The following is a 25,989-nucleotide window of genomic DNA, read 5'->3' as shown; positions in this document are numbered from 1 at the left end:
GGTTAATGTAATTTTATATCGTTGTTATATTAATCCGCATCTTTTATAGATAGTAGTTTATAGATATCTTATTTATCTGATTAACAATTTATAGTTTTACTTATTCGTCTTTTGCTTAAATATTAGTTATTTATGTTAGTGGTATAATACGCATGATATATAATAAATAAGCCAATTCCCCGTAGCGAAGTTTTAATATTGGTATAAGGTGTTTGTTACATAATGAATAGATTTGGACTTTATTATCATTTGCTTTGAATTTGCATCAAAATATCGTTGGTCAATTAAATTTTCGTGTAATTGCGCGTGCTTTAACGATCGTTGAGAATGATCTTAATGGCAGCGGCGCATTGCTTAAAAGCCTTAAGTTTGATAAAAGCTGCCCGGTTATCGGCATTACCGGCCCACCCGGAGCCGGCAAGAGTACGCTGGTAAACGGTGTTATTGATTTACTTTTAAGAGAGGGAAAAAAGTGGCTGTGCTGGCTATTGACCCTACATCGCCGTTTAATTTTGGCTCCCTGCTTGGCGACAGGATTAGGATGGCTTCTCATTTTACTCATCCCGATGTTTTTATCCGATCATTAGCCACACGGGGCTCTTTAGGAGGCTTGTCAGCAAAAACTATTGAGATGGCCGATGTGCTAAGGGCTGCAGGGTTTGATTTCGTGTTGATTGAAACAGTAGGCGTAGGGCAATCTGAAATTGAAATTACTGGGCTTGCCGATATTACGCTGGTTGTATTGGTGCCTGAGGCAGGAGACGAGATTCAGCATATTAAATCGGGCTTGATGGAAATTGCTGATGCTTTTATTATCAATAAAGCAGATCGGGAGGGGGCCGATGTGTTTGCCAATAATTTAAAAAAGATCATTGCACACAGCGTTAACGAGCAGCCGCCCATTTTTAAAACTATAGCCTCCCAAAACCAGGGGCTCGTGGATATAGCCGCCTTTATACAAAACGCCAATTTAAAGCAAAATAACAGGCGTAAATTGCTGTTGACCGAAAAAGTATACAAACTTATTCAGCAAAAAATGATGACTGGAATCGATAAAAAAAGCTTCAGCTTGATATAGCTAAAGCTTTGGAGGCCGGAAATTTTAACCTGTATAGTTTTGTGGATACTTATGTATAGTTATTTGATAGCTTAATGTAAAGAAAATACAGATTGAGCTTTTTTGTTTATATAAATTTAATGTATGTTTTAGCTGTTCATAATTTCTTCAATGTGTTCTGCTTCAACCGGGATGCTGCCCATTAAATCTATATTACCGGTGCCGGTGATGAGGATATTGTTTTCGAGGCGGATACCCAACCCCTCAGCGGAAATGTAAATGCCTGGTTCGCAGGTTAGTATATTCCCTGCCTCGAAAGGTTTATACCTGCTGGCATAGTCATGAACATCCAGGCCCAGATGGTGCGAGGTGCCATGCATGAAGTATTTTTTATACAGAGGGGCGTTTTTATCCTGTTTTTCAACATCATGTCTGTCAAGCAAGCCCAGGCCAATAAGCTCTCCCGTCATGATTTTACCAACTTCCTCCTGGTATTCATTCCATACTGTGCCTGCTACAATGAGTTTTGTAGCTTCCCGCATCACTTTTAAAACGGCATTATAAACCTGGCGCTGCCGCTCAGTGAAACGGCCGCTAACAGGTATTGACCGGGTCATATCAGCATTATAATTGCCATATTCGGCGCCGAAATCAAGCAGTATTACATCGCCCTTGTTACATACCTGGTTATTATCATTGTAGTGCAGCACAATAGCGTTGGCGCCCGAAGCAATAATTGGATTGTAAGCATGGCCCGTAGCACGCTGCCTGATGAATTCATGAATGATCTCAGCTTCAATTTCATACTCGGTTACACCGGGTTTGGTATATTTTAAAACACGTACAAAAGCATCACGCGTAATGTCACAGGCTTTTTGTGTGAGCTGTATTTCAATATCTGATTTTATTACCCTAAGATCGCGTAAAATTGGCGCCGAACGGGTGTAATTATGAAGCGGGTACTTTAATTTAAGAGCTTCATACATGCGGTAATCGCGATATGGAACAGTATGAGCGTACCGGTCATTTTCATTAGTATTGATGTAAATATTTTCGCTATAGTTAATAATGCCATGGAGTATGGTATCATATTCATTCAGCCAAAAAATACTTTCAATGCCCGATGCTTCGCGTGCTTCCTCTTTAGTGTATTTGTGGCCTTCCCAAATAGCTATATGCTCGTTAGTTTGTCTTAAAAAAGTACTTCTCTGTATGCTTTATTAGGACAATCGGGGTACAAAACCAGGATGCTTTGTTCCTGATCAATGCCCGTTAGGTAAAAAAATCCGGGTTTTGTTTAAACATAAATGCCTGATCACCACTGCGCGGGAACTCGTCATTGGCATGAAAAATAGCGATTGAATTGGGTTTTGTTCTCGAAACGAAATTTTTTCTATTATTTGTAAATAAGCTATTTTTTATCGGCAGATATTTCATATTTATCGGTTGAATATTTTATTAAATCATTTTTTTTAGTTATTTGTGTAACTATTACAATTTTTGGAACAATGTTTGGTCATGGATTCAAACATAATTACTAAATTTGAAAAAAATCACAATTAAAATCGTTTAATCTTAAAAACTATGAATTATTCTACATTAAAGAAAACAGTCGCATTGTCTTTTGCTTCTTTGATGGTTGCAGGTTTGGCGAATGCGCAAACCGATTCAACCAAAACAATGGCAACTACAACGTCATCTGAAACCTCAACCGCTAAGGTATTTGGTGGTTTAGGCCAGTACAGGAAATTTAGCATTGGTGTAAATGGTGGTGTTACCTCACAATCATTAGCAACCGGTGGTTCAAGCGATTTCCAAAAGAAAAAACTTAGCCTTGGTTATGGTATTTCATTGAAAGAGCAATTAGCACATTCTTTTGCTTTACAATTAGACCTGAACGGCGGTAAAATTAAAGGCGAAAATGATGGTACCGGCGGTACTTACCGTAATGGTTATGTTAGCTATGATACCAAATTCTGGCAAGGAAGTTTAAGCGCGGTTGTTAACGTTGCTACTATCGATTTCATCCGTCGTAAAAATGCTGTTAACTTCTATTTCAAAGGTGGTTTCGGTTTAGCGATGTATGATCCAACTATTACAAGGATTAACAATGGAACCCAGGTAACCGGTCATTTCAAAAACGATGGTGCAAGCGGTACTCATTACGTAAAAGAATTGGTTATCCCTGTTGGTGCAGGTGTTAAATTCAGGTTAAGTGACGCTGTTGCCTTAGATTTGGGTTATACTCAAAACTATGTTGATGGTGATAACCTTGACGGTTTCAACAGGGCTTATCCTACTAAAGACCACTACTCATACGGTTACGCTGGTTTAGAATTTACTTTAGGTTCAAAATCGAAACCAGTATTAGAGTGGGTTAACCCGGTTGCTATGATGTATGACGAGCTGTATGATGCAGCTTTACGTCAGGAAGTAGAAGCTTTAAAAGGCCGTGTTGCTAACGTTGAAACTGCTGTTAACGACCTGAAAAAAGATTCTGACGGTGACGGTGTTGCTGATCAGTTTGACAAATGCCCAGGTACTGCTGCAGGTAGCGTAGTTGATGGTTCTGGTTGCGTTATCGTATTCCCTAAAGATACTGTTGCTCCAACTCCAGCTGCTGCTTACTCAAACATCCAGTTTGAATTTGATAGCTCAGTATTACGTACTTCATCTTACCCAGTGTTAGATGCTACTTCAGCTGACTTGCGTTCATCTGGTTCAGCCGTTGAAGTTGATGGTTTCGCTTCATCTGAAGGTACTGCTGCTCACAACTTATCATTATCTAAAGACCGCGCTAACTCAGTAAAAACTTACTTAGTTAACTCTGGTGTTGATGCTAAGAAAGTGAAAGTAAAAGGTTACGGTGAAACTAACCCAATTGCTGACAACTCAACTGAAGAAGGTCGCGTACTTAACCGTCGTGTTCAATTCAAAAAGAAATAATATCTGATTAAATATTATTTGCGAAGGCTCCGGATAACCCGGAGCCTTCTTTGTTTTATAAGGTTTTGTATTTGATTGTTGTACCTTAATATAATAGGTATGGGTTTACAGCGGCAAAATTTTGCGTAAGTTTGTGTAATGTATTTCTTCAGGAAAAAAGATCCAAACAGGCCCGACAATTTTAACTTGCGGGTAATGCATTTTATAAATGCATTGGCTGTAATCATGTTCCTGGCCGGGATTATCTGGAAACTGGTACAGGTATTTATACTTAAAAAATGAAAACAATCATCAATACCAACAATGCACCTGCCCCTATAGGGCCATATAGCCAGGCTACTTTAGCCGGTGGTTTTTTATTTGTTTCGGGCCAGATCCCTATTGATCCGCTAAGTGGCGAACTCATTAGCAGCGACATCAAAGCAGAGGCTACACAGGTAATGGAAAACATCAAAGCTATTTTAACCGAAGCTGGCTTAGGTTTCAATAGCATAGTAAAAACCAGTATCTTCTTAACCGATCTGCAGAATTTTGTACAGGTTAACGAAGTTTACGGAACCTATTTTACTGCCGATTTTCCGGCCCGCGAAACTATCCAGGTATCCGCTTTACCAAAAGGGGTAAACGTTGAGATCTCGGTTATTGCGGTTAAATAATATTTTGATTTCGAAATTCGGATTTTCGATTTCGGATTTTGTCTGAGCCGGAATTAAGCAGATTTAAGGATTTATTTAGCATTCTATAAATCCTTAAATTTTGTAAATACTGATTCAGACAAATGCGTTAGGGATAGTAGCGGATACCGGCCCGAGCCTAAGGCTTGCGGGCGTATGAGCGGATAGCCCGGCCGAAGGAACGCCCAAAATTAAAGATTGGCGGTTAGAGATTAGGTTTGCATATGAAATCCAATAAGCAGCGTTTTAAGAACGCTCATTTACCTTGTATCCTGTCCCAACCAGCGATTGTCTCGTTATATTTATAGATTAGTCGATAGTTATTATAGCCATCTGTTAATTTAAGAAAACCACATAAACTACATTTACTCTACCGCTATAAAGAAAGGTTAAAACAGTTAATCAATGAACCCTTTTCAAACGCCACTTGTATATTTAAAAGGTGTAGGCCAGTCGAGGGCCGAGGTTTTGAAAAAGGAACTTGAACTGCACACCTTTGAGGATTTGCTGCGCCATTTCCCGTTCAGGTATATTGACCGTACCCGCTTTTATAAGGTAAGGGAGATACGTGAAGAACTGCCTTATGTACAGGTGCTGGCGCGTATTATCAATAAAGAAGTTGTTGGCGAAAAGCAAAGCCGCCGCCTGGTGGTAAAAGCCAAAGATGATACTGGTATTATTGAGCTGGTATGGTTTAAGGGCATTAACTGGATAGAGAAAACCATTATTCCCGGCAAGGTTTATGTATTGTTCGGAAAGCCCGGCTTTTTTAACATGATGCCACAGATGGCGCATCCCGAAATGGAGTTGTATATGCCGGGCGCTCAAAAACAGGGTAACCTATCCTTACAACCTGTTTACAACTCAACAGAAAAGCTCAAACAATTTTCGCTGGATAGCAAAGGAATTCAAAAACTTACCGCGGTATTGCTTGATCTGCATGCTAAGGACATTCGTGAAAACCTGCCTTTATATATCACCAATCAGTTTAAGCTGCTCAACCGGGCTGATGCTTATCGTAACATTCATTTCCCGGCTGATGCTACACTTCTTAATGAAGCATTACACCGTTTGAAGTTTGAAGAGTTGTTTCTGCTTCAGCTTAAATTACTTAAAAATAAACTTCTTCATACGCAAAAGTTTAAAGGGAATGTATTTGATAAAGTTGGGCATTATTTTAATGAGTTTTATCATCACAAGCTGCCTTTTACCTTAACCGATCCGCAGAAGCGGGTATTGAAGGAGATTAGGCAGGATACTCAACGGGGCATACAAATGAATCGTCTGCTTCAGGGTGATGTGGGTAGCGGTAAAACCGTAGTAGCGCTGATGAGCATGTTAATAGCTATTGATAACGGTTTTCAAACCTGTATTATGGCGCCTACCGAGATCTTGGCCAACCAGCATTATCAAACCATTAAAAGCCTCGTAGGCGATGATTTTATTGAGGTCGCTTTATTAACGGGTTCAAGCAAACAAAAGGAGCGTAAAGTGTTGCATCAAAAGCTTGAAGAAGGTACGCTTAAAATATTGGTTGGTACCCATGCCCTTATTGAAGATAAAGTACAGTTTAAAAACCTGGGCTTTGTGGTAATTGATGAACAGCACCGCTTTGGGGTTGAGCAACGGGCTAAACTTTGGCGAAAAAATGCTGTTCCGCCGCATATATTGGTAATGACGGCTACACCTATTCCCCGTACATTGGCCATGACATTATATGGTGACCTGGATGTGTCAGTGATTGACCAGTTGCCGGCTGGTCGTAAACCTATCCAAACGGTTCATTTTTATGAAAATCAGCGCTTACGGATGTTTGGTTTTATGAAACGGGAGATAGCATTGGGCAGACAGATCTATGTAGTATACCCGCTGATCCAGGAAAGTGAAAAGCTCGACCTTAAAAACCTGGAGGATGGCATTGAGACTATGTCACGCGAGTTTCCGCTGCCTGATTACCGGCTCAGTATTGTACACGGCAAAATGAAGCCTGCCGAGAAAGATTTTGAAATGCAGCGTTTTATTAAAGGCGAAGCGCAGATCATGGTGGCCACTACCGTAATAGAAGTAGGGGTAAACGTACCGAATGCTTCGGTGATGATCATTGAAAATGCCGAGCGTTTTGGCCTGTCGCAATTGCACCAGCTGAGGGGGAGGGTTGGGCGCGGGGCCGAGCAATCCTATTGTATTTTGATGAGCAGTCATAAATTGAGTCACGACGGCAAGATCCGTCTGGATACCATGGTGAAGACCAACAATGGCTTTGAAATTTCGGAGATAGACCTGCAGTTGCGGGGACCGGGCAACATAGAAGGCACCCAGCAAAGCGGCGTAGTTGATCTGAAACTGGCCAACCTGGCCACCGATCAGGAGTTACTTTTCAAGGTACGCAAATGTGTTGAAACCATTTTTGAAAAAGATCCTCAGCTGGCACACCCTGAAAACCAGATTTTGCATCATGCATTTGAAGTAAAGAACGCAGGGTTGAGTTGGGATAAGATATCCTAAGGGATTAATCGTCATCATTTTGCTTTCTTGTTTGTATGACGGGTAAAACAGGTGTCATGGATATGCTCTCGAAGCATGGTGGGTAGGGCATCTGCGCGCGACCCTTCAGCAGGGCTCAGGTAACAGGCCAGCCCTCCTCGTAAGTTATTGGTTTTTTAGCGGTTTGTGATTTGAATGCCTTCTTTTAATTATAGTCCCGCCGCTCTTCGCTCTTTACTGCTCAAATAGTACATTTGTTAAAACTGATCTTACTGTTTATATATGAAGAAATTTACTTTATTATTTTCTGTTGCTGCCTTGTTGTGCACACAAGTTAAGGCACAGGACTCATTAACTATCCGCAAAATGTATGACGAAGCGTTGGTTAACGGCCAGTGTTATGAAAATCTCCATTACCTGTGCAAAAATATAGGTCAGCGCCTCAGCGGCTCTGCCAATGCTCAAAAGGCTGTCGACTGGAGTAAAAAACTGATGGATGGTTATGGTTTCGATAAAGTTTACCTGCAGGAAGTAATGGTGCCGCATTGGGTGCGCGGAGCAAAAGAGAAGGCCGCTATTATTGATGGTAAAACCCGCATCCCGGTACCGATTGTTGCCCTGGGTATGTCAATAGCAACGCCTAAAGCAGGTATTACAGCTAATGTTATCGAGGTTAAAAGCATAAAAGAACTTGAAGGCCTTGGCGAGAGTGTGGTGAAAGGAAAGATCGTTTTCTTTAACCGCGCGTTCGATCCCCGTTTTATTGAAACAGGCATGGCTTACGGTACAGCAGGCGATCAGCGTTTTATGGGGCCGGCCGTAGCCGCCAAACTTGGTGCAGCCGGTGTAATAGTACGTTCGCTCACTGAAATCATCGATGATTATCCGCATACCGGCGCTACCCTTGCTGCCCCGGGCAGTAAAATGATTCCAGCCGCGGCCATATCTACAAAAGCAGCCAATAAGTTGAGCGCTATGCTTAAGTTGAGGAAATTCCCGGCGGCCAAATTTTACTTTAAGCAAAATTGCGAGTTACTGCCTGATGTGAAATCATATAACGTTATAGGAGAAATTACCGGCTCTGAAAATCCTAATAAATTTATTACCGTTGGCGGGCATCTTGATTCATGGGATTTGGCCGAAGGTGCACATGACGACGGTACCGGCGTAATGCAGTCGGTTGAGGTATTGAGAATTTTTAAAACGGTTGGATACAAACCTAAAAACTCGGTACGCGCCGTGCTTTTCATGAACGAGGAGAATGGTCATAAAGGTGGCACTAAATATGCCGAACTGGCCGCCCAAAATAAAGAGCAACACATTGCTGCTATTGAAACCGACGAAGGTGGCTTTACGCCCCGCGGGTTCAGCTTTGCCGATGTATCAAAAGATTTTATCAAAAAAGTGAATGATAACTTCAAATCAATCCTGGAGCCATACGATGTTGATAAGTTAACTATCGGAGGGGCGGGTACGGATATTGAGCCGATGAAAGAAACGGTACCGGGAGTAATATTAATTGGCTTCCGCCCTGATTCACAACGGTATTTCGACTTGCACCATACCGCTAAAGACGTTTTTGAAAACGTAAACAAACGTGAGCTGGAACTTGGCGCGGCTGGTATGGCAGCGTTAATTTATTTGATAGATCAGCACGGATTGTAAGGAACCGAACCATGATTTTTAGGATTAAAGGATGATCCTGATGTGATACCATGCATAAAATTCATGGTAATCTTCTAATCCTAAAAATCATGGTTCAAAAAATAGCTACCTTTGCGGCACATCTAAAAATTAATAAATAGTGACCGAAGAAGGCGATAGTAAACCCCGGAAAGTAGACTCCTTTGCAGCATTGCGTTATAAAGATTTCAGATCTTACATAGGCATGCGTTTTTGTTTCACCTTTGCATACTCCATGCAGGCCGTAGTACTCGGCTTTTATATTTACAGTATCACCCATAGTAAAATAGCCCTCGGCCTTATTGGCTTGTGCGAGGCTATTCCGGCTATTGGTATTGCTTTGTACGGCGGCTATATCGCCGATAAATCTGAAAAGCGAAAAATGCTTTTGCTGATCTTTAGTGGAGTGTTACTGACATCCCTGGTGATGTTTACCGTAACACTCAAAAGCATGAGCGGTATTATTCATACTGGTTGGATTGTACCTATTATGTACGCTATGATATTTTGTAATGGTGTGGCGCGTGCCTTTTATGGCCCGGCAACATTCACCATTTACGCTAACAGTATCCCAAAAGAATTGTATCCAAATGGCAGTACCTGGAGCAGTAGCAGCTGGCAAGTTGCATCTATTTTGGGCCCGGCAGCAGGTGGTTTAATATACGGTTATGCGGATAAGGTAATACCTGGTTTAAGCGGTATAACTGCTACGTTTAGCTGTATTCTGTTTTTGCTACTGGTATCGTTGGTGTTGGTGTACATGCTGCGTCAATATCCGGCGCAATATGTTCCTAAAGAAAGTATCTGGAAAAGCCTTTCGGAAGGGATTCATTTTGTGTTTGGAAACAAAATGATGATCGGCGCTATGAGCCTCGATCTGTTTTCGGTATTTTTTGGTGGTGCGGTGGCTTTGCTGCCTGTTTTTGCCAATGAGATATTAAAAGTAGGTGCTGAGGGACTGGGTATCATGAGGGCTATGTCGTCATTAGGGGCGGTATTGACCATGCTGGTGATGACACGTTTTTCGCCGATGGGCAAGCCGTGGCGTAACCTGCTTATTGCGGTGACCGGTTTTGGTTTGTCAATCATATGTTTTGGTTTATCAACTAATTTTTACCTCTCGCTATTATTTATATTTACTGAAGGAGCTTTTGATAGTATCAGTGTTATTATCCGAGGTACGCTGATGCAGCTTTTAACGCCCGATCATATGCGTGGTAGGGTATCGGCTGTTAACCAGATGTTTATCGGTTCATCAAACGAAATTGGTGCTTTTGAATCAGGTACGGCTGCGCAATTGCTGGGCACTGTTCCGTCTGTATTGTTTGGGGGGAGTATGACTATGATTATAGTAGGCATTACTTACCTGAAAACTAAAAAACTGATCCCATTATCATTGCAACAGATCCATGCACCGGGTGAAGAGGGGATAAAGGAAGGGTAGAGAAATTCTGACATTCCTAAAACGAGTGTCCTGCTGAGTGTTTAAATCCAGGGCCTCTGCGCGCGACCCTTCGACAAGCTCAGGGTGACAGGCCGTCGCTCTCCATGTGTTTACTATTTTGCGGACGATATCGCTTTCACAATCATGAATTTTTCATGTAGCCTGCATTATTTTTAATCTATCCCCTTGCTTTGCTGCATTATAAATTCACATCTTTACGTTGCCAAAAAACGGCATCATCAAACCAATAAACAATAAAACAAACTCACCCTTACAAACAATGAAAAAGGTAATATTAGTAACAGGAGCATCTTCTGGTATTGGCTTAGCTTGTGCCAGTGCACTGCAAGCGGCGGGCCATACGGTTTACGGGTCATCACGTAACCTCGACCGCATGAAATCTGTGTCGTTTAAACCTGTTCAACTTGATGTTACCGACGATGCTTCGGTAAAGGCAGCAATCGACACCATTATTAAGACCGAAGGCAAAATCGACGTATTGGTGAACAATGCCGGCAATGGTGTAACTGGCCCGGCTTATGCTATGCCGGTTGAAAGTGCGAAGCAACAGTTTGAGGTTAACTTTTTTGGTGTGATCCGTGTTAGTTCGGCAGTATTGCCGGGCATGATCGAAAAAGGTCAGGGCCTTATTGTAAACATCAGCTCATTGGCCGGTTTATTCGGCTTGCCATATCAAGGTATGTATAGCGCTTCAAAATATGCTATTGAAGGCTACTCACAAAGTTTAAGGATGGAACTGCGCAATACAGGTGTTAAAGTAACCCTGCTTAACCCCGGCGACTTTAAATCAGACTTTAGCCAGAACCGCGCTAAGGTTAAATTCCCAATCAAGAACGATAAACTGGAAACCGAATACAACGCCGCAGTTGCCGCTATGGAGAAAGACGAAAGCATTGCCCCAAGTCCTGAATCATTAGCTAAAAAGCTGGTTTCGATAGTAGCTTCGTCAAGCCCTAAACATCGTTACCTGGTTGGGCAGGTGGGACAAACTATAGTGCCTACGCTAAAGTCGATTTTACCTGGCGGTTTGTTTGAGAAATTAATGAATGATCATTACGGGATAAAGTAAGATTTTATTTCAATAGCTAAAAAAATGCCATCCTAACAGGATGGCATTTTTTGTTATATTCAAAACTACTTCGGGTTTAGCGATAGCGTAACCCGGAGTGGGCATTGCTTAAGCTTTCAGCTTCAGTGATAAAGCTGAAAGCTTTATGCGTGTTTACCACGGGTTACGCTATCGCTAAACCCACACGGCAGATTTTGGATTTTATTTTATTCAAACCAATCTTTGCCATTATCCAATCGAATAAGCATATCTGAAAAAGATGTGCCGATTTCAATAAAGTACTTTTCTTCGTCATTAAGAAAATCTGAAAGAATAATACGATGAGTTCCATCTTTTTTAAATTGGATGCCAAAGAATTCGCCTCCACCGTTGGTGCCAATACCTAATATACCTGGCCTGTATTCAGGAAATTCATAACCATCGTTTGCTTCTGCAAGTTCTTCGCCTGGCCATAGGCGCACAAAGTTTTCGCCAATAAACTCCCCAAACGGTCCGTAATTTTCGAGGTAATATTTATAGTCTTCAGGTAGTTGAAAAGGAAGGGCGTTTAAAATATTCTGTTCCAAAGGTTTTAACCTCCGTTCAAACTCGTATTTATTTAACAGGTATTTAAGTTTTTCTATTACATATAGCATCTTATACTACCGCAATTAAGAAATAAAAGCAAAGGCCGCATCAATTGTGTTAGATGCGACCTTTACATGAAGTTTTTACGCAGTCAGTTTTTTATACTTAATCCTTTTCGGCGCAACATCTCCCAGGCGTTTCTTCCTGTTCTCTTCGTAGTCAGAATAATTTCCTTCAAAGAAGTAAACCTGTGAGTTACCTTCAAAGGCCAGGATGTGGGTACAGATACGGTCGAGGAACCAGCGGTCGTGACTGATGACTACGGCACAACCGCCAAAGTTTTCCAGGGCTTCTTCCAATGCACGTAAAGTATTTACGTCAATATCGTTAGTAGGCTCATCCAGCAGTAATACATTCGACCCTTTTTTGAGGGTGATAGATAAGTGCACACGGTTACGCTCGCCACCTGATAGTACACCTACCTTTTTCTGCTGATCGGCACCGTTAAAGTTAAACTTAGATACATATGCTCTTGAATTTAGCGGGCGGTTACCTACCATAATGGTTTCCAAGCCGCCCGTTACGTTTTCCCAAACAGATTTGTTGGGGTCAAGGTCGTCGTGCATCTGGTCTACATAACCTAAAGCTACTGTTTCACCTACACGGAAGGTACCTGCATCGGGCTGATCCTGTCCGGTGATTAAGCGGAACAGTGTAGTTTTACCGGCGCCGTTAGGGCCAATAATACCAACTATACCTGCCGGAGGCAAGGAAAAGCTCAGGTTATCGAACAATAATTTATCGCCGTATGATTTGCTTACGCCATTGGCCTCAATCACTACATTACCCAAACGCGGGCCCGGCGGAATGAACAGCTCCAGTTTTTCTTCGCGCTCTTTAGTTTCCTCAGATGCCAGTTTTTCGTAATTGCCTAAACGGGCTTTTGATTTGGCGTGGCGGCCTTTCGGGCCCATACGCACCCATTCCAGCTCGCGCTCCAGGGTTTTCTGACGTTTGCTTTCACTCTTTTCTTCCTGGGCCAAACGCTTGGCTTTTTGATCTAACCATGAGGAATAATTTCCTTTCCATGGGATACCTTCTCCACGGTCAAGTTCCAGGATCCAGCCGGCAACGTTATCAAGGAAATATCTATCGTGCGTTACAGCTATAACTGTTCCTTTATATTGTTGTAAATGTTGTTCCAGCCAATCAATAGATTCGGCATCTAAGTGGTTGGTAGGCTCATCAAGCAACAATACATCCGGCTCCTTTAATAAAAGGCGACATAAAGCTACGCGGCGGCGCTCACCACCAGATAATACTGAGATTTTGGTATCCGGTTCAGGACAGCGAAGGGCATCCATGGCGCGTTCCAGTTTGCTATCCAGCTCCCATGCGTTTACCGCATCAATTTTATCCTGTAATTCGCCCTGGCGGTTCATGAGTTTTTCCATGGCATCGGCATCTTCATAATATTCCGGAAGACCGAATTTTTCGTTGATCTCTTCATACTCCTTTAGTAAGGCAGTAGTTTCAGAAACCCCTTCCTCAACTATTTCGCGCACGGTTTTTTCAGGGTCAAGTTCCGGTTCCTGGCTCAGGTAGCCAACGGTATATCCAGGCGAAAACACCACTTCGCCTATATTGGTTTTATCAATCCCTGCAATAATTTTGAGCAATGACGATTTACCGGAGCCATTTAAGCCGATAACGCCAATTTTAGCGCCGTAAAAAAACGACAGGTATATGTTTTTTAATACTGTTTTTTGCGGGGGATAAACTTTGCTCACCCCGGCCATTGAAAAAATTATCTTTTCGTCTGCCATTATAATTGGATCAATAAATAGAAATTCAAATATGGCTAAAATAGATGAAACGGAGGTTGTAGATTAATGATTAGGGGGCAGTAATTTTAAGTTGTTTTTTGAGTTATAATGTTAATTTAAATTTAATTGAATCTTAAGCGAAGCGCACAACCATCACCGCGGGTTTCCCGTATATAAGTTATATGACGATACCCGGTGGTTAATGCCTAATTGTCATGTTTATGACGAAATGCCTTAAAAGGTGGAAATGTTATTAAATATTTGAAATTTGTTTAAACTTTTTTAGGATATTTATATCAAACAGGTAAGTTTCGTTCGTATATTGTAAAAAAAATGCTTGTTAGCGGGCTTTTCAGATAAAAACTGTTGATTGATGCCAAACTTTGATACATTGCGTATCATTACAATGTCTGTTTCTGCAAAGCATTAAATGTTGGCAATATTGTTGATGAAAGTAAACAGGCGTCGTAATTTGTAAAAACATAATTTATACATTAGGGCGTTCAATAATTAGAAAGGTATATATGGAAGCTAAATTTTCGCCGAGGGTAAAGGATGTTATTCAATATAGCAGGGAAGAGGCATTACGTCTTGGGCATGACTATATAGGTACTGAACATCTTTTGCTTGGGCTTATCCGCGATGGGGATGGTGTAGCAATTAAATTGCTGAAGGGATTGAACGTTGATACCGCAAAACTTCGCCGCGCCGTTGAGGATGCAGTAAAGGGAACTATTGGAACAAACGTACATATCGGCAGCATCCCGTTAACAAAACAGGCCGAGAAGGTATTGAAGATAACTTATCTGGAAGCCAAAATATTTAAAAGCGATGTAATTGGTACAGAGCACCTGCTGCTGTCCATCCTTCGCGATGAGGACAACATTGCCTCACAAATACTTGTACAGTTTAATGTAAACTACGAAGTATTTAAAGGCGAAGTTGAATCGCATAAAAACGATGTTACTGACGAGATGCCGGGGTCACCTACAGGTGGCGACGATGACTTTAAAGAAGAAGAGTCATTTAGTCAGCCTAAAAAAGTATCCGACATTAAATCAAAAACACCGGTACTTGATAACTTTGGCCGCGATTTAACCCGCGCTGCTGAAGATGGCAAGCTTGACCCTATTGTCGGTCGTGAAAAAGAGATCGAAAGGGTATCACAAATTCTATCGCGCCGTAAAAAGAACAACCCTATATTAATAGGTGAGCCTGGTGTAGGTAAATCGGCCATTGCCGAAGGCCTTGCATTACGCATTGTTCAGCGCAAAGTATCACGTGTATTGTTCAATAAGCGTGTAGTTACACTTGATTTAGCCTCATTGGTTGCCGGTACCAAATACCGTGGCCAGTTTGAAGAGCGTATGAAAGCGGTAATGAACGAACTGGAAAAATCACCTGATGTAATTTTATTTATTGACGAGATCCATACTATAGTAGGCGCTGGTGGTGCTTCAGGTTCGCTTGATGCGTCAAATATGTTTAAACCAGCTTTGGCGAGGGGAGAGATACAATGTATTGGCGCAACCACTTTAGATGAATACCGCCAGTACATTGAAAAAGATGGTGCTTTGGACCGTCGTTTCCAAAAGGTAATGGTTGAGCCGGCTACGCCGACTGAAACTATCGAGATCCTGAACCGCATTAAGGATAAATATGAAGAACACCACGGTGTTACTTATACTCCTGAAGCAATTAATGCTTGCGTTAACTTAACCACGCGTTACATTACCGACAGGTTTTTACCGGACAAGGCTATCGACGCGCTTGATGAAGCAGGTTCACGCGTTCACTTAACCAATATCCACGTGCCTCAAAACATTTTAGATATTGAGCAAAAGATAGAACAGATCAAGATTGAAAAAAACAAAGTTGTTCGCAGCCAGAAATACGAGGAAGCTGCTCAGTTACGTGATACTGAAAAGAATTTGTTAGTTGAGCTTGACCAGGCAAAAGCTGTTTGGGAAGCTGAAACAAAATCAAAACGTTACACTGTAACCGAGGATAACGTTGCCGAAGTAGTATCAATGATGACCGGCATCCCTGTACAACGTGTAGGTCAGGCCGACAGTCAGAAGCTGTTGCACATGAGCGATACTGTTGCCAGCAAGATCATTGGTCAGGATGAGGCTATCAAAAAGCTAACCCGTGCTATACAGCGTACTCGTGCAGGTTTGAAAGATCCTAAAAAACCTATTGGTTCATTCATCTTTTTAGGCCCTACAGGTGTTGGTAAAACCGAGCTTGCTAAAGAGCTTGCCCGCTTTATGTTCGATACCGAAGATGCCCTGATCCAGATTGACATGAGCGAATACATGGAGAAATTCGCAGTATCCCGTTTAGTGGGTGCGCCTCCGGGCTACGTAGGTTACGAAGAAGGTGGTCAGTTGACTGAAAAAGTTCGTCGTAAACCATATGCAGTAGTGTTGCTGGATGAGATTGAAAAAGCTCACCCTGATGTATTCAATATCCTGTTACAGGTGTTGGACGAAGGTCAGCTTACTGATTCATTAGGCCGCAAGGTTGATTTCAGGAATACTATCATCATCATGACATCAAACATCGGTGCCCGCCAGTTGAAAGACTTTGGTCAGGGCGTGGGTTTCAGCACCAATGCTAAAACTTTACAGGCCGAAAGCCATTCACGTGGTGTTATTGAGAATGCCTTGAAACGTGCATTTGCTCCTGAGTTCCTGAACCGTATTGATGACGTTATCGTATTTAACTCATTAGGTAAAGAAGAAATCTTCAAAATCATCGATATCGAGCTTGCTTACCTGTTTAGCCGTGTAAATGGCTTAGGTTTCAAAATCGAGCTTACCGATGCTGCAAAAGATTTCATTGCCGATAAAGGTTATGACTCGCAATTTGGTGCAAGGCCGCTTAAACGTGCCATCCAGAAATACCTGGAAGATCCAATTGCCGAAGAGATCCTTAAAGGTGAATTAGCCGAAGGTGATGTGATGGTAGTTGATTTTGATACCGAAACCAAAAAGATCAAAATCACCGACCGCAAAGGCGAAAGCAAAAAACCAGAGCAGGAAGAGCAAAAGTAATTTTGCAATACTGTATTAATATTAAAACCCCGTTTCGATTTTTCGGAACGGGGTTTTGTTTGCTGTCTGAACTAGGATTTTAGTGGATTTTTGGGATTAATCGGATTTTTGTCTGAACTCGAATTTTTTGAATTTTAAGAATTTATTTAATTGCCTTTTCATTCTGATAATTCACTCAATTCGTTTAATTCTAGTTCAGACAATATTCTGTAAATCCTTTAATTCTGAAAATTCTGATTCAGACTTACTTTTTTCCACCACCGGCTCATAATCAACAGGTAACATTTCGGCAACGCGGCTTATGCCCCAGTCACCTTCATAGATTACGGAATGAGGATTAGCTACAATACCATTGTTATCAAAAAAGGCATATGGCTCATCGAAAGAAATAATAGTTGTAGCGTTGTTAGGCATGTTAAACGCCTGGAAAGAATTGTCTGAAGCTTCCCGGCCTTTTTTAGTATACATAACATACAGGCAATCGGTAAATCCTATAGCAAATAAGCCTTCCTGGTCTGTTAGCTTGAAAAAGTCGGCTCTGTCTAAGGGTTTATTGACAAGACTTTGCAGGTATTTATTATTGGGGCCACCGTGATAATTAGGATTAGGCTTACGGATCAGGCGCATCACAACAAAGTTTTCTTGTGTGAGACTATCTTTTATAGCCGACCGATAGAAATGCATATATGAACCAAGGTACGCTGATTGTCGTTCTTTACGCCATTTACGCTTTTGTTTTTCGGTTCCCTTCAGGTCTTCGAAGTTGGAGATTCCCTCATAATACAACATGGCTTTTGCCGGGTTGTAATTGAAGTTGGTTAATTTGTATCGGATCTTATAACCCAGTGCCTTGTTTTCAATCTCCAAAAAATCGTGAGAAGTAGCTTTTAAGATTCGGGTAGCTTCATCATAATCAAAATCAAGCACATCTGAGTTCAGGATTTTACATTTAGCGGCATTGTCCGAATAGCCTAAAAATTGCTGCCTGAAAATAGCATAGTATTTTTCACGGTTAGGATCGGGCCTGATCTTAATCTCATTTAGCTGAAAGGTTTTGGGGATAATACTGATGGTCCCCAGGTTGATATTGGCACTGCCCGCCTGCAAACTATAAGTGTAGGTTTCATAACCAACTATGGATATAATGAAATCATACTTGCCGGGCTTTACGTTGCTGAGGGTGAAAGTACCGTCATCAGCCGTTTTGTTGCCTACCTGGGCATTGTTTAAAAACACACTGGCATTGGGCACGGGCTTGGTATCGGTCATGTTGATTACTTTGCCGGTAATTTTTACCTGGCCCATACAGTACGCAGGTATCAGTAACGATAAAAGCAACAATAACTTACGCATGGTTAAAATTAAACTAAAATTTTAGTTTAACAATATAGCTGCATGAAAATTTATCAGAAATAAAGATTCGAAATAAAATAATTTAAAAAACGTTTAAACCTTTGAACAATTTTTTGTTCAAACAGTTATATAACTAACGCAATACTTTATGAAAAAAATCTTGACTTTAATTTGCTGCACTATAGTACTTGCTGCAACATCGTGTAAAAAGGAATATGTAACTACCAGCCCGAGCGCTACCACTATTTTTGATACCACTCCAAATTTTGTGCTCGACAATAGTATTAACGGCTATACCACGACTTTAAATGTACCCGAAATTACTGACTACTATAACAATCACGGTGCTGTTTTGGTGTATTTAGAGGATAATGGTACCTATGAACAGCTACCGGATGTATATGGGGGGATAAGTTACAGGTTTGTATATCAAACAGGCAAGCTATACATTGATGCTCAAAATTCCGACGGAAGCGTCCCTACAGGTAACGGTATCCCCGGCCCGTTAAAAGTGAAAATAGTATTGGTGCCGTAATCCAATTTAACTCAAAACAAAAAGGAGCCTTGCAAACGCAACGCTCCTTTTTGTTTAAGAACATTTGAAATTATTTCCCCATCTGATCAATAACCGCCTGGGTTACGCCGGTGAATGAGAAACCACCATCGTGAAACAAGTTTTGCATAGTAACCATTTTGGTTAAATCGCTAAACATAGTAACGCAGTAATCAGCGCACTGATCAGCATCAGCATTACCCAGCGGGCTCATTTTTTCGGCAAATTCAATAAAACCGTCGAAGCCTTTTACGCCCGAACCGGCGGTTGTACGGGTTGGCGATTGAGAAATAGTGTTAACACGTACTTTTTTAGCCATGCCGTACTCATAACCAAAGTTACGGGCAATGCTTTCCAATACCGCTTTGTTATCGGCCATGTCATTATAACCAGGGAAGTAACGCTGGGCAGCGATGTAGCTTAATGCCAGTACTGATCCCCATTCATTAATGGCATCATGTTTCATGGCAGCCTGCAAAATGCGGTGAAGACTTAATGCTGATATATCGAAACCTTTGTGGGTAAATTCGTAGTTGTTTTCAAAATAAGGAATGTTTTTGCGCACGTTAACGCTCATGCCTATTGAGTGCAGGATGAAATCAACCTTGCCGCCAAAATGCTCCATGGTTTTGGTGAACAGGTTATTGATATCATCGCCATTGGTAACATCGGCACCAATAACCGGCGCATTGCATTCTTCGGCCAGTTTATTGAGTTCGCCCATGCGTAAAGCAATAGGGGCATTTGATAATACAATTTCAGCACCTTCCTGTACGGCACGTTGTGCTACCTTCCAGGCTATTGATTGCTCATTTAGCGCACCGAAAATGATGCCTTTTTTACCTTTTAATAAATTATAAGCCATTTGTTAAGTTTTTATAATTGAAGCAAAGTTATAATTTTATTTCAGTTGCTGATTGGCTGTTTAAACTAACGGCCGTTATTGCCTGCTGCAAACTCAAAACTGCTAACTGAAGAGTAACTCTCTCGCATTTTGCAAAGCACTTTCGCCCGGCTTATCCCCGCTTAGCATTTTGGCTATCTCCAATACGCGTTCATCGTTGTCCAATTGCTTGATCCGGGTAAAGGTAGCGGCTTCGCTATCATCTTTATAAACAAAATAATGGCTTTGTCCTTTGCTGGCGATTTGCGGCAGGTGGGTAATGGTGATTACCTGTAGGTTTTGCGCTAATCGCTCCATTATCTGCCCAACCTTATTGGCTACCTCGCCAGATACACCAGTGTCAATCTCATCAAAAATAATAGTAGGCAAGGCAGTGTATTGCGCCACAATAGATTTAATGCTCAGCATCAACCTCGAAAGCTCTCCACCGGATGCCACCTTGCTCATCTCAGCCAAAGCATGTCCCTTATTAGCCGAAAATAAAAATTTAATGTTATCAATCCCCGTAGCAGTAAGTAAGGGAGCTTGCTCAGTAGCCCCCCTTTAGGGGGCGGGGGGCATTTGCTCAATGCTTAACATCGAGTTTCCCATCCCCATCTCGGCCAGTGTTGCCAATATTTGTTTCTCAATATCCGGGATAGCTTTTTTGCGGTTGACTGATAACTGTGTCGCCAGCTTTTCAAGTTCGGCTTTATCGGCGGCAATTTGTTTTTGCAGCTTTTCAATGGCTTCGTCACCAAAAAGGGCTTGCTGCACTTTGTCTGATAATTCTTCCTGAATCTGCAATAGCTCGGCGATGGTATTTACCCGATGCTTTTTTTGCAGATTGTAGATCATGCTTAACCGGTTGTTCACCTCTTCGGCACGGGCTTCATCAATAAAAGTATGCTGTTCAATGGCATCAATTTCAGCAGCAATATCTTTCAATTCTATGATAATGCTATTGATGCGCTGGTGCAATTCAGCCACAGCCGGGTTGTATTTTTCTATAGAACCCAAAGCCTGTCCGGCTTCTTTTAGCTGAGTCAACGCTGCAGCTTCGCCATCCTGTAAAAGATAGTTGGCGCCTAAAAGGTTGCGCTTAATTTCTTCGGCATTGTTGAGGGTGTTTAGTTCCAGCTCCAAATGTTCCTGCTCATCGGCAACCAAAGCACCTTTTTCAAGTTCATCAAACTGAAACTGGAAATAATCAAGATCGGCTTTGCCTTTATCATTTTCGGCTATGAGCTGGTTCAGCTTGCTTAACGACTTTTTATATGCTTTGAATTTGGTTTGATAATCAAACAGCAGATCCGAATGACGGGCGACGGAGTCAACCACTAACAGTTGAAAATCCGGATCATTGATCTCCAGCGTAGCATGCTGGGAATGGATGTCAATCAGCTTTTCGCCCAGTTGCTTCAATGCTGTGAGGTTAACCGGCGTATCGTTTACAAAAGCACGGGATTTACCATCGGCCGAAATTTCACGGCGCAATACCGTTTCGGTTTCATAATCCAGATCGTTATCCTCAAAAAAATCGGCTAAATGAAAGCCACTGATTTTGAAAGTGCCCTCAATAACGCATTTTTTTGCTGGTTAAAAAAGTACTTGCTTTCGGCCCGTTGTCCTAAAATAAGTGAAAGGGCACCCAATATGATCGATTTACCTGCACCGGTTTCGCCGGTTAATATGTTCAGGCCGCTATCAAAACCTATCTCCAGGTTATCGATAAGCGCGTAATTATTAATGGTTAGCTTTTGAAGCATAAAAAAAGTGTCCTCATTTTATTGAGGACACTAAATTACAAATTAAGGTTCTTTAAAAAAGATTTTTAATGCTAATTGCTAATTTATTTAGTCAGCTGTGTCTGGTTTGATATCTTCTTTATCGTCGGTGTCAAACTTGTAATCAAAGTCTTTATCCATTTTATCGCGGTAAAGTTTCATTTTTTGTTTAAACGCCGGGCTTTTCATATAGTCCCGCAGTTTTTTGCTGGCTTCTTTAAGCCGTTGTTGTGCCGCTCTAATTTCAGGGCTATCCTGGAAGCCGCGCATTTGCCGGCCAATGTCCCTCATATCCTCCTGTAGTTTTTTCATGTCGGGATTGTTGTAGGCCATCCTGATGCTATCGCCCATGGCCTGCATACGGTTTCTTTTGGCAATAAATTCCGGCGAGTCATAGCGGCTGCGGATTTTTTGGCCCAGGTTTTTCAATTGCTCTGTTTGCGCCTTCACATCGGCCGGGATCTTGCTTTGCAGTTCGTCCTGGTATTTTTTGTAGTTAGGGTCTCTATCGTCGTTATAACCACGATACCCACGATCATGCGGGATGCCATATTTTTTCTCCAGCTCTTCGTTCATTTTTTTAAACTCAGGACTGCTGTAATAAGCACCAATCTTGCGGCCTATCTCACCCATCTGTTCGCTGGTTTTTTTAGATTCGGACGTTTCGCCATATTCCTTTTGAAAATCTTCGCCCATTTTTTGCATTTCCAGCTTCATTTTTTCCATGCCTTCAGTATTATAATAGGCCTGCAGGGCTTTGCTTTTAGCTTCAAGCATTTCCTGTTGCTTTTTGAAATCATTGCTGTTGTAGTATTTACCAATCAGCTCGCCTTGTTTGTTTACTTCGGCGCTGAGTTTTTCAAGCTCAGCATCGTTAAAACCGTCGTAGTTAAAAGAATCATGGCGTTGTTTGGCTTTAACTATTTCGGCCTGGGTTTTCTTTTTATAGGTTACAGGTTTTTTAGTTTTAGGAGCCACCTTGCGTATGGTATCTTCCACAAATAGAGCATGTAAGGCGGCAGGCGCAGCAACTTTTTTAACTGAGAGCTTGCCATCTTTTATGGTGGGGTTTAGCCAGGCAATGCTGCTAACGCCGGCAGCCATTATGGCAATGGCCACAAGCAGGTGGCGGATATTGCCTATAGGTTTCTTTGTTTTCATGATGCGTTCAATTCTGTTTAATAAATGATATTTTTTGCCATTAGCAGCCAGGGCCAGCTGTAAATGCTGCTGCCTGGTTTGCTCAAGCTTCAAAAGCGCGTGTGCATAGATCAAGGGTTGCTGTGTTGTTTGCACAACAAGGTCATCGCAGCTGTTTTCGCGCTCCTGATTAATGATTCGATTAATTAATTGGGCAAAGGGATTAAAGAATAACAGTATGGAAATAAATTGCTGCATCAGGTTCAGCAGGTAATCATTACGTTTAATGTGCGATAGCTCGTGCAGTAAAATGGCTTCAACCTCGGTAGCCGATAAGTATGTAGTAAGGGTTATCGGCACCAAAATAATGGGGCTTAAAAAGCCTATCATACAAGGGGCATCAACCATACGGCTAAAGTTTACCCACACATTTTTAGTAATGCCCAGCTTTTGGCAAAGCTCATCGGCAAAGTCCTGTAGCCTGTCGGCGGGTACCATGGTACGTTTTATCAGGCTGATCCTTTGCCAGCTTAAGCTAACTTTAAGCAGGTTAAATACCAAACCAGCAAAGTAAAGGGCTGATATATAAGGCAGATAGCCTTTTATAACGTATTCGTAATAATTGTTTTGCGGTTTGAATGCTACTTCATGCAGCGGAAGGTAGAAACGTGGTAATAAAGATGGTGCATTGGCGGATGTAAAATTGATCCACTCGTGCAACCTGAACTGATGGATAAACGTGTATATAAACCAGGCGCTTATGGCAAGGATGGCGCCCATGGCCAAATTGTGCTTTTTAATGGCCGATAACTGCGGCCTGCAAATAAACACTAACCTTAAGGCAAACCATACTAACAAACCCTGCCATAACGATTGCAGAATAGTTACGCCCAACACCTGGCTTATATTATAGAATAAATTTTCCATCACGTTTATTTTTTATCCTGATCAAATTGATTCAAAAAATTTTTAATAGCGTCAATCTCGTCTTTTGATGCGCGGTGCTGGCCAAGCGCCTGGATCACCAAATCGGAAGTGGAGCCCTTAAATACAGTAGACAAGATTTTATCCAGAGCGTTGCTTTGGGCCTGCTCCATTGTGAATAAAGCCTTGTAAACATGGGTTTTTGAAGTGGTGTCGCGCTCAACCATTCCCTTATCATGCATAATTTGCATGAGTTTTAAGGTGGTGGTGTAGCCGGCATCCTTGTTTTTAGCAAGCTCCTCGTGAACTTCACGTACGGTGCACTGGCCCTTTTTCCAGATCACCTGTAAAATTTCAAGTTCGCTTTCTGTTGGTTTAATTTCCATCTGTCTCTCTATTACGAATTTCTTCGTACAAATATCTACGATAGATTTCGTATTTACAAATGGTTTTGAAATTATTTAACAAATTTTAACGGTAGGGTGGGTAGTGAGTGGTTGATTGGGTGAGTGAGGAAGAGGTTTGTCTGTTCAGAAAAAATCCGAAATCGAACATCCGAAACGGCGTAGCCCTCTTGAACACCGTTGAAAGAACAATTAAATTGTGAAAAATCCAAAATCAAACAATCAGCATCTTTTAACTATTTTTGCGCTGGAAACTCCGAAATCGAACATCCGAAATCCGACATCAAATACCCATGCTGCAAATACAAGAAAACGTATCCCTCAAAAATTTTAACACCTTCGGTATTGATACCAGCGCCCGTTATTTTGTAGAGATAGCCCATGAAACCGAACTAACAGAACTGTTTGCCGACCCGCAGTGGCAGCAAACAGAGCGACTAATACTCGGTGGCGGCAGCAATATGCTTATGGTTGATGATTTTGACGGACTGGTTGTGCGCATGAACATCCGCGGTATTGAGCACCGGATTAGTCATGACGATGTTTATGTAGAAGCAGGTGGTGGCGAGGTATGGAATGACCTGGTTAATTATTGCGTTGCGCATGAATATGCTGGTGTCGAAAATCTGAGCCTGATCCCGGGTTCGGTAGGGGCATCGCCTATACAAAATATAGGTGCCTATGGCGTGGAGCTTAAAGATGTATTTCACAGTTGCCGCGCTTTTGAAATAGCGACAGGAACATTCAGAAATTTCAGCAAAGAGGATTGTAAATTTGGTTACCGCGAAAGCATTTTTAAAGCTGAACTGAAAGAACAGTATATTATAGTATCGGTAAAGTTCCACTTATCGCTGGTGGCAAGCATTAACACCAGGTATGGGGCCATTGAGCAAGAATTACAAAACAGGGGTATCTCAAACCCTACTATTAAAGATGTATCGCAGGTGGTGGCGCATATCCGGGTATCCAAACTCCCCGATCCGTCAACTATAGGAAACGCGGGCAGCTTCTTTAAAAACCCGGTGATCAGTGCCGAAGAATTTGCTGTGGTGCAAGCTAAATTTCCTGATGTGGTAAATTATCCTGCTGCTGATGGCGGCGTAAAACTGGCTGCCGGATGGCTTATTGAACAATGTGGATGGAAAGGAAAAACCGTGGGGCACACAGGAACATGGAAGAACCAAGCCCTGGTTTTGGTGAACCACGGAGGCGCTACGGGGCAGGAAGTGTATAACTTTTCGTCGCAAATCATAGACAGTGTGTACACTAAATTTGGCGTTACACTACAACGTGAGGTTAATATTATTAGTTAAATAAGTTTATTTAAAGTGAATTTTCATTTTTAATAAAATTTCTTCTCAATAACATTCCTGTTACAAATGTTCCCTGAATAAGTTTGATTTTCTGCTGTAAAAATTCATAACGTTCTGTTTTTCAGTATTGTATTTGTAATCAATGTGTGAATATTACACAATGGGTAAGTTTCAATACTGATGTTTAAATGTGGACTTTTTACTACACACTTTGGCTTAATGGCATCATGCTTGTCTAATTGTTAACACAAAACTTTAACAAAATGACAAAGATTGAGTTTAACACCCTTGTACTACGTCAGGCGACTTCTTTAAGATCATACGCTTTACATTTCACGCACGACGCAGACGATGCTAACGACCTTGTCCAGGATACAATGTTGAAGGCCATAACTTACTACAACAAGTTTAAGGAAGGCACCAATTTAAAAGGATGGTTATATACCATCATGAAAAACACATTCATCAACAACTATCGCCGTTTTGTTAAAATGAGCACTTTCGTTACCAAGAGTGATGAAATATCATCGCCCAACCTGGTATTTAGTTCAACCAAAAATCAGGGCGAAGCCAAATTTGTTATGGATGATATTAAAAAAGCTTTAGACAGGCTACCCGAAGATTATTATGTACCCTTCACCATGTACTTTGAAGGTCATAAATACCATGAAATTGCCGATCACCTGGATATCCCGATCGGTACGGTAAAAACCCGTATACACGTAGCACGCAAACTGCTCAAGAAAAACCTAAAGGCATATGATAACGGCATCGCCAAACCCGTTTACGCAGAGAATTAATA

At 41.6% G+C, this 25,989-nt stretch carries 22 protein-coding genes and 2 pseudogenes; 12 read left to right on the top strand and 12 right to left on the bottom strand.

Annotated features, from left to right (window positions below; all coding sequences use genetic code 11):
• Positions 1–254: 254 nt before the first annotated feature.
• Positions 255–1,078, top strand: a pseudogene (gene meaB / locus ACRQ5D_RS02290) (methylmalonyl Co-A mutase-associated GTPase MeaB).
• A 128-nt stretch (positions 1,079–1,206) separates the two neighbouring features.
• On the opposite strand, the gene ACRQ5D_RS02285 reads toward meaB, so the two are convergent.
• The 3 genes and pseudogenes from ACRQ5D_RS02285 to ACRQ5D_RS02275 form a co-directional block, all read right to left on the bottom strand.
• The gene (locus ACRQ5D_RS02285) at positions 1,207–2,043 is read right to left on the bottom strand and encodes a M24 family metallopeptidase (RefSeq protein WP_431199033.1); all 837 of its coding nucleotides are present in this window, start codon (positions 2,041–2,043) and stop codon (positions 1,207–1,209) included.
• Between the two features lie 117 nt (positions 2,044–2,160).
• Positions 2,161–2,226, bottom strand: a pseudogene (locus tag ACRQ5D_RS02280) (hypothetical protein); the annotation flags it as partial.
• A gap of 103 nt (positions 2,227–2,329) precedes the next feature.
• A complete protein-coding gene (locus tag ACRQ5D_RS02275; RefSeq protein WP_431199032.1) occupies positions 2,330–2,494 on the bottom strand; it encodes an aminopeptidase P N-terminal domain-containing protein in 165 nt (54 codons plus the stop codon).
• A gap of 147 nt (positions 2,495–2,641) precedes the next feature.
• Here ACRQ5D_RS02275 and ACRQ5D_RS02270 point away from each other — a divergent pair, with 147 nt between their 5' ends.
• From ACRQ5D_RS02270 to ACRQ5D_RS02240, 7 genes are all read left to right on the top strand, one after another.
• Complete coding sequence (locus ACRQ5D_RS02270; RefSeq protein WP_091165862.1) at positions 2,642–4,003, top strand: OmpA family protein; 1,362 nt, start codon at positions 2,642–2,644, stop codon at positions 4,001–4,003.
• Positions 4,004–4,141: 138 nt separating this feature from the next.
• Positions 4,142–4,285 (top strand): DUF6728 family protein, encoded by a 144-nt coding sequence (locus ACRQ5D_RS02265; RefSeq protein ID WP_369596624.1) that lies wholly within the window; start codon positions 4,142–4,144, stop codon positions 4,283–4,285.
• The gene (locus ACRQ5D_RS02260) at positions 4,282–4,659 is read left to right on the top strand and encodes a RidA family protein (protein ID WP_091165865.1); all 378 of its coding nucleotides are present in this window, start codon (positions 4,282–4,284) and stop codon (positions 4,657–4,659) included. Before ACRQ5D_RS02265 ends, ACRQ5D_RS02260 begins: the two co-directional genes overlap by 4 nt.
• Before the next feature lie 423 nt (positions 4,660–5,082).
• Entirely contained in the window at positions 5,083–7,182 is a 2,100-nt protein-coding gene (gene recG / locus ACRQ5D_RS02255) for an ATP-dependent DNA helicase RecG (protein ID WP_091165869.1), read from the top strand.
• Between the two features lie 261 nt (positions 7,183–7,443).
• On the top strand, positions 7,444–8,826 hold the full coding sequence (locus tag ACRQ5D_RS02250) for a M20/M25/M40 family metallo-hydrolase (protein WP_091165872.1): 1,383 nt from the start codon (positions 7,444–7,446) through the stop codon (positions 8,824–8,826).
• A 139-nt stretch (positions 8,827–8,965) separates the two neighbouring features.
• Positions 8,966–10,288 (top strand): MFS transporter, encoded by a 1,323-nt coding sequence (locus ACRQ5D_RS02245; protein WP_254780122.1) that lies wholly within the window; start codon positions 8,966–8,968, stop codon positions 10,286–10,288.
• 280 nt (positions 10,289–10,568) lie between these two features.
• Positions 10,569–11,378 (top strand): SDR family oxidoreductase, encoded by an 810-nt coding sequence (locus ACRQ5D_RS02240; protein WP_143020732.1) that lies wholly within the window; start codon positions 10,569–10,571, stop codon positions 11,376–11,378.
• Between the two features lie 206 nt (positions 11,379–11,584).
• On the opposite strand, the gene ACRQ5D_RS02235 is transcribed toward ACRQ5D_RS02240, so the two are convergent.
• Both ACRQ5D_RS02235 and ettA read right to left on the bottom strand, forming a co-directional pair.
• Complete coding sequence (locus tag ACRQ5D_RS02235) at positions 11,585–11,944, bottom strand: SMI1/KNR4 family protein (protein WP_431199029.1); 360 nt, start codon at positions 11,942–11,944, stop codon at positions 11,585–11,587.
• Between the two features lie 144 nt (positions 11,945–12,088).
• Positions 12,089–13,771 (bottom strand): energy-dependent translational throttle protein EttA, encoded by a 1,683-nt coding sequence (gene ettA, locus ACRQ5D_RS02230; RefSeq protein WP_090528750.1) that lies wholly within the window; start codon positions 13,769–13,771, stop codon positions 12,089–12,091.
• Positions 13,772–14,295: 524 nt separating this feature from the next.
• On the opposite strand from ettA, the gene ACRQ5D_RS02225 reads away from it, so the two are divergent.
• Entirely contained in the window at positions 14,296–16,830 is a 2,535-nt protein-coding gene (locus tag ACRQ5D_RS02225) for an ATP-dependent Clp protease ATP-binding subunit (protein WP_091165885.1), read from the top strand.
• A gap of 195 nt (positions 16,831–17,025) precedes the next feature.
• Here ACRQ5D_RS02225 and ACRQ5D_RS02220 read toward each other — a convergent pair whose 3' ends face one another.
• Positions 17,026–18,183, bottom strand: coding sequence for a carboxypeptidase-like regulatory domain-containing protein (locus ACRQ5D_RS02220; protein WP_431199028.1), 1,158 nt, complete (start codon positions 18,181–18,183; stop codon positions 17,026–17,028).
• A 148-nt stretch (positions 18,184–18,331) separates the two neighbouring features.
• Here ACRQ5D_RS02220 and ACRQ5D_RS02215 point away from each other — a divergent pair, with 148 nt between their 5' ends.
• Positions 18,332–18,718, top strand: a complete 387-nt coding sequence (locus tag ACRQ5D_RS02215; protein ID WP_091165890.1) for a hypothetical protein — start codon at positions 18,332–18,334, stop codon at positions 18,716–18,718.
• Positions 18,719–18,788: 70 nt separating this feature from the next.
• Here ACRQ5D_RS02215 and ACRQ5D_RS02210 read toward each other — a convergent pair whose 3' ends face one another.
• From ACRQ5D_RS02210 to ACRQ5D_RS02185, 6 genes are all read right to left on the bottom strand, one after another.
• Positions 18,789–19,601: an enoyl-ACP reductase FabI gene (locus ACRQ5D_RS02210; protein ID WP_091165893.1), complete on the bottom strand. Its 813-nt coding sequence runs from the start codon at positions 19,599–19,601 to the stop codon at positions 18,789–18,791.
• A 102-nt stretch (positions 19,602–19,703) separates the two neighbouring features.
• Positions 19,704–20,096 carry a hypothetical protein gene (locus ACRQ5D_RS02205; RefSeq protein ID WP_431199027.1) on the bottom strand — a complete coding sequence of 131 codons (393 nt, stop codon included), beginning with the start codon at positions 20,094–20,096 and terminating at the stop codon, positions 19,704–19,706.
• An 87-nt stretch (positions 20,097–20,183) separates the two neighbouring features.
• Positions 20,184–21,116: a hypothetical protein gene (locus ACRQ5D_RS02200; RefSeq protein WP_432328406.1), complete on the bottom strand. Its 933-nt coding sequence runs from the start codon at positions 21,114–21,116 to the stop codon at positions 20,184–20,186.
• Between the two features lie 47 nt (positions 21,117–21,163).
• Complete coding sequence (locus tag ACRQ5D_RS02195; protein ID WP_432328405.1) at positions 21,164–21,388, bottom strand: AAA family ATPase; 225 nt, start codon at positions 21,386–21,388, stop codon at positions 21,164–21,166.
• A gap of 87 nt (positions 21,389–21,475) precedes the next feature.
• Positions 21,476–23,473, bottom strand: coding sequence for a M56 family metallopeptidase (locus tag ACRQ5D_RS02190; protein ID WP_091165898.1), 1,998 nt, complete (start codon positions 23,471–23,473; stop codon positions 21,476–21,478).
• A gap of 5 nt (positions 23,474–23,478) precedes the next feature.
• A complete protein-coding gene (locus tag ACRQ5D_RS02185; RefSeq protein WP_091165901.1) occupies positions 23,479–23,856 on the bottom strand; it encodes a BlaI/MecI/CopY family transcriptional regulator in 378 nt (125 codons plus the stop codon).
• 293 nt (positions 23,857–24,149) lie between these two features.
• Here ACRQ5D_RS02185 and murB point away from each other — a divergent pair, with 293 nt between their 5' ends.
• Together murB and ACRQ5D_RS02175 are read left to right on the top strand one after the other, a co-directional pair.
• Positions 24,150–25,187 carry a UDP-N-acetylmuramate dehydrogenase gene (murB, locus tag ACRQ5D_RS02180; protein WP_256337404.1) on the top strand — a complete coding sequence of 346 codons (1,038 nt, stop codon included), beginning with the start codon at positions 24,150–24,152 and terminating at the stop codon, positions 25,185–25,187.
• A 263-nt stretch (positions 25,188–25,450) separates the two neighbouring features.
• The gene (locus ACRQ5D_RS02175; protein WP_090528721.1) at positions 25,451–25,987 is read left to right on the top strand and encodes an RNA polymerase sigma factor; all 537 of its coding nucleotides are present in this window, start codon (positions 25,451–25,453) and stop codon (positions 25,985–25,987) included.
• Positions 25,988–25,989: the final 2 nt, after the last annotated feature.

Source organism: Mucilaginibacter sp. P25 (assembly GCF_050859465.1).
GTDB lineage: Bacteria > Bacteroidota > Bacteroidia > Sphingobacteriales > Sphingobacteriaceae > Mucilaginibacter > Mucilaginibacter gossypii.
The sequence above is the reverse complement of the archived record's forward strand: the minus strand, read 5'-3'. Positions and strand labels throughout refer to the sequence as shown.

What these genes read in the sequence shown, in the direction of transcription:
- ACRQ5D_RS02285 (WP_431199033.1), bottom strand. Translation starts at nt 2,043, where the DNA reads ATGTATGAAGCTCTTAAATTAAAGTACCCGCTTCATAATTACACCCGT.
- ACRQ5D_RS02275 (WP_431199032.1), bottom strand. Translation starts at nt 2,494, where the DNA reads ATGAAATATCTGCCGATAAAAAATAGCTTATTTACAAATAATAGAAAA.
- ACRQ5D_RS02270 (WP_091165862.1), top strand. Translation starts at nt 2,642, where the DNA reads ATGAATTATTCTACATTAAAGAAAACAGTCGCATTGTCTTTTGCTTCT.
- ACRQ5D_RS02265 (WP_369596624.1), top strand. Translation starts at nt 4,142, where the DNA reads ATGTATTTCTTCAGGAAAAAAGATCCAAACAGGCCCGACAATTTTAAC.
- ACRQ5D_RS02260 (WP_091165865.1), top strand. Translation starts at nt 4,282, where the DNA reads ATGAAAACAATCATCAATACCAACAATGCACCTGCCCCTATAGGGCCA.
- recG (WP_091165869.1), top strand. Translation starts at nt 5,083, where the DNA reads ATGAACCCTTTTCAAACGCCACTTGTATATTTAAAAGGTGTAGGCCAG.
- ACRQ5D_RS02250 (WP_091165872.1), top strand. Translation starts at nt 7,444, where the DNA reads ATGAAGAAATTTACTTTATTATTTTCTGTTGCTGCCTTGTTGTGCACA.
- ACRQ5D_RS02240 (WP_143020732.1), top strand. Translation starts at nt 10,569, where the DNA reads ATGAAAAAGGTAATATTAGTAACAGGAGCATCTTCTGGTATTGGCTTA.
- ettA (WP_090528750.1), bottom strand. Translation starts at nt 13,771, where the DNA reads ATGGCAGACGAAAAGATAATTTTTTCAATGGCCGGGGTGAGCAAAGTT.
- ACRQ5D_RS02225 (WP_091165885.1), top strand. Translation starts at nt 14,296, where the DNA reads ATGGAAGCTAAATTTTCGCCGAGGGTAAAGGATGTTATTCAATATAGC.
- ACRQ5D_RS02220 (WP_431199028.1), bottom strand. Translation starts at nt 18,183, where the DNA reads ATGCGTAAGTTATTGTTGCTTTTATCGTTACTGATACCTGCGTACTGT.
- ACRQ5D_RS02215 (WP_091165890.1), top strand. Translation starts at nt 18,332, where the DNA reads ATGAAAAAAATCTTGACTTTAATTTGCTGCACTATAGTACTTGCTGCA.
- ACRQ5D_RS02210 (WP_091165893.1), bottom strand. Translation starts at nt 19,601, where the DNA reads ATGGCTTATAATTTATTAAAAGGTAAAAAAGGCATCATTTTCGGTGCG.
- ACRQ5D_RS02195 (WP_432328405.1), bottom strand. Translation starts at nt 21,388, where the DNA reads ATGCTTCAAAAGCTAACCATTAATAATTACGCGCTTATCGATAACCTG.
- ACRQ5D_RS02190 (WP_091165898.1), bottom strand. Translation starts at nt 23,473, where the DNA reads ATGGAAAATTTATTCTATAATATAAGCCAGGTGTTGGGCGTAACTATT.
- ACRQ5D_RS02185 (WP_091165901.1), bottom strand. Translation starts at nt 23,856, where the DNA reads ATGGAAATTAAACCAACAGAAAGCGAACTTGAAATTTTACAGGTGATC.
- ACRQ5D_RS02175 (WP_090528721.1), top strand. Translation starts at nt 25,451, where the DNA reads ATGACAAAGATTGAGTTTAACACCCTTGTACTACGTCAGGCGACTTCT.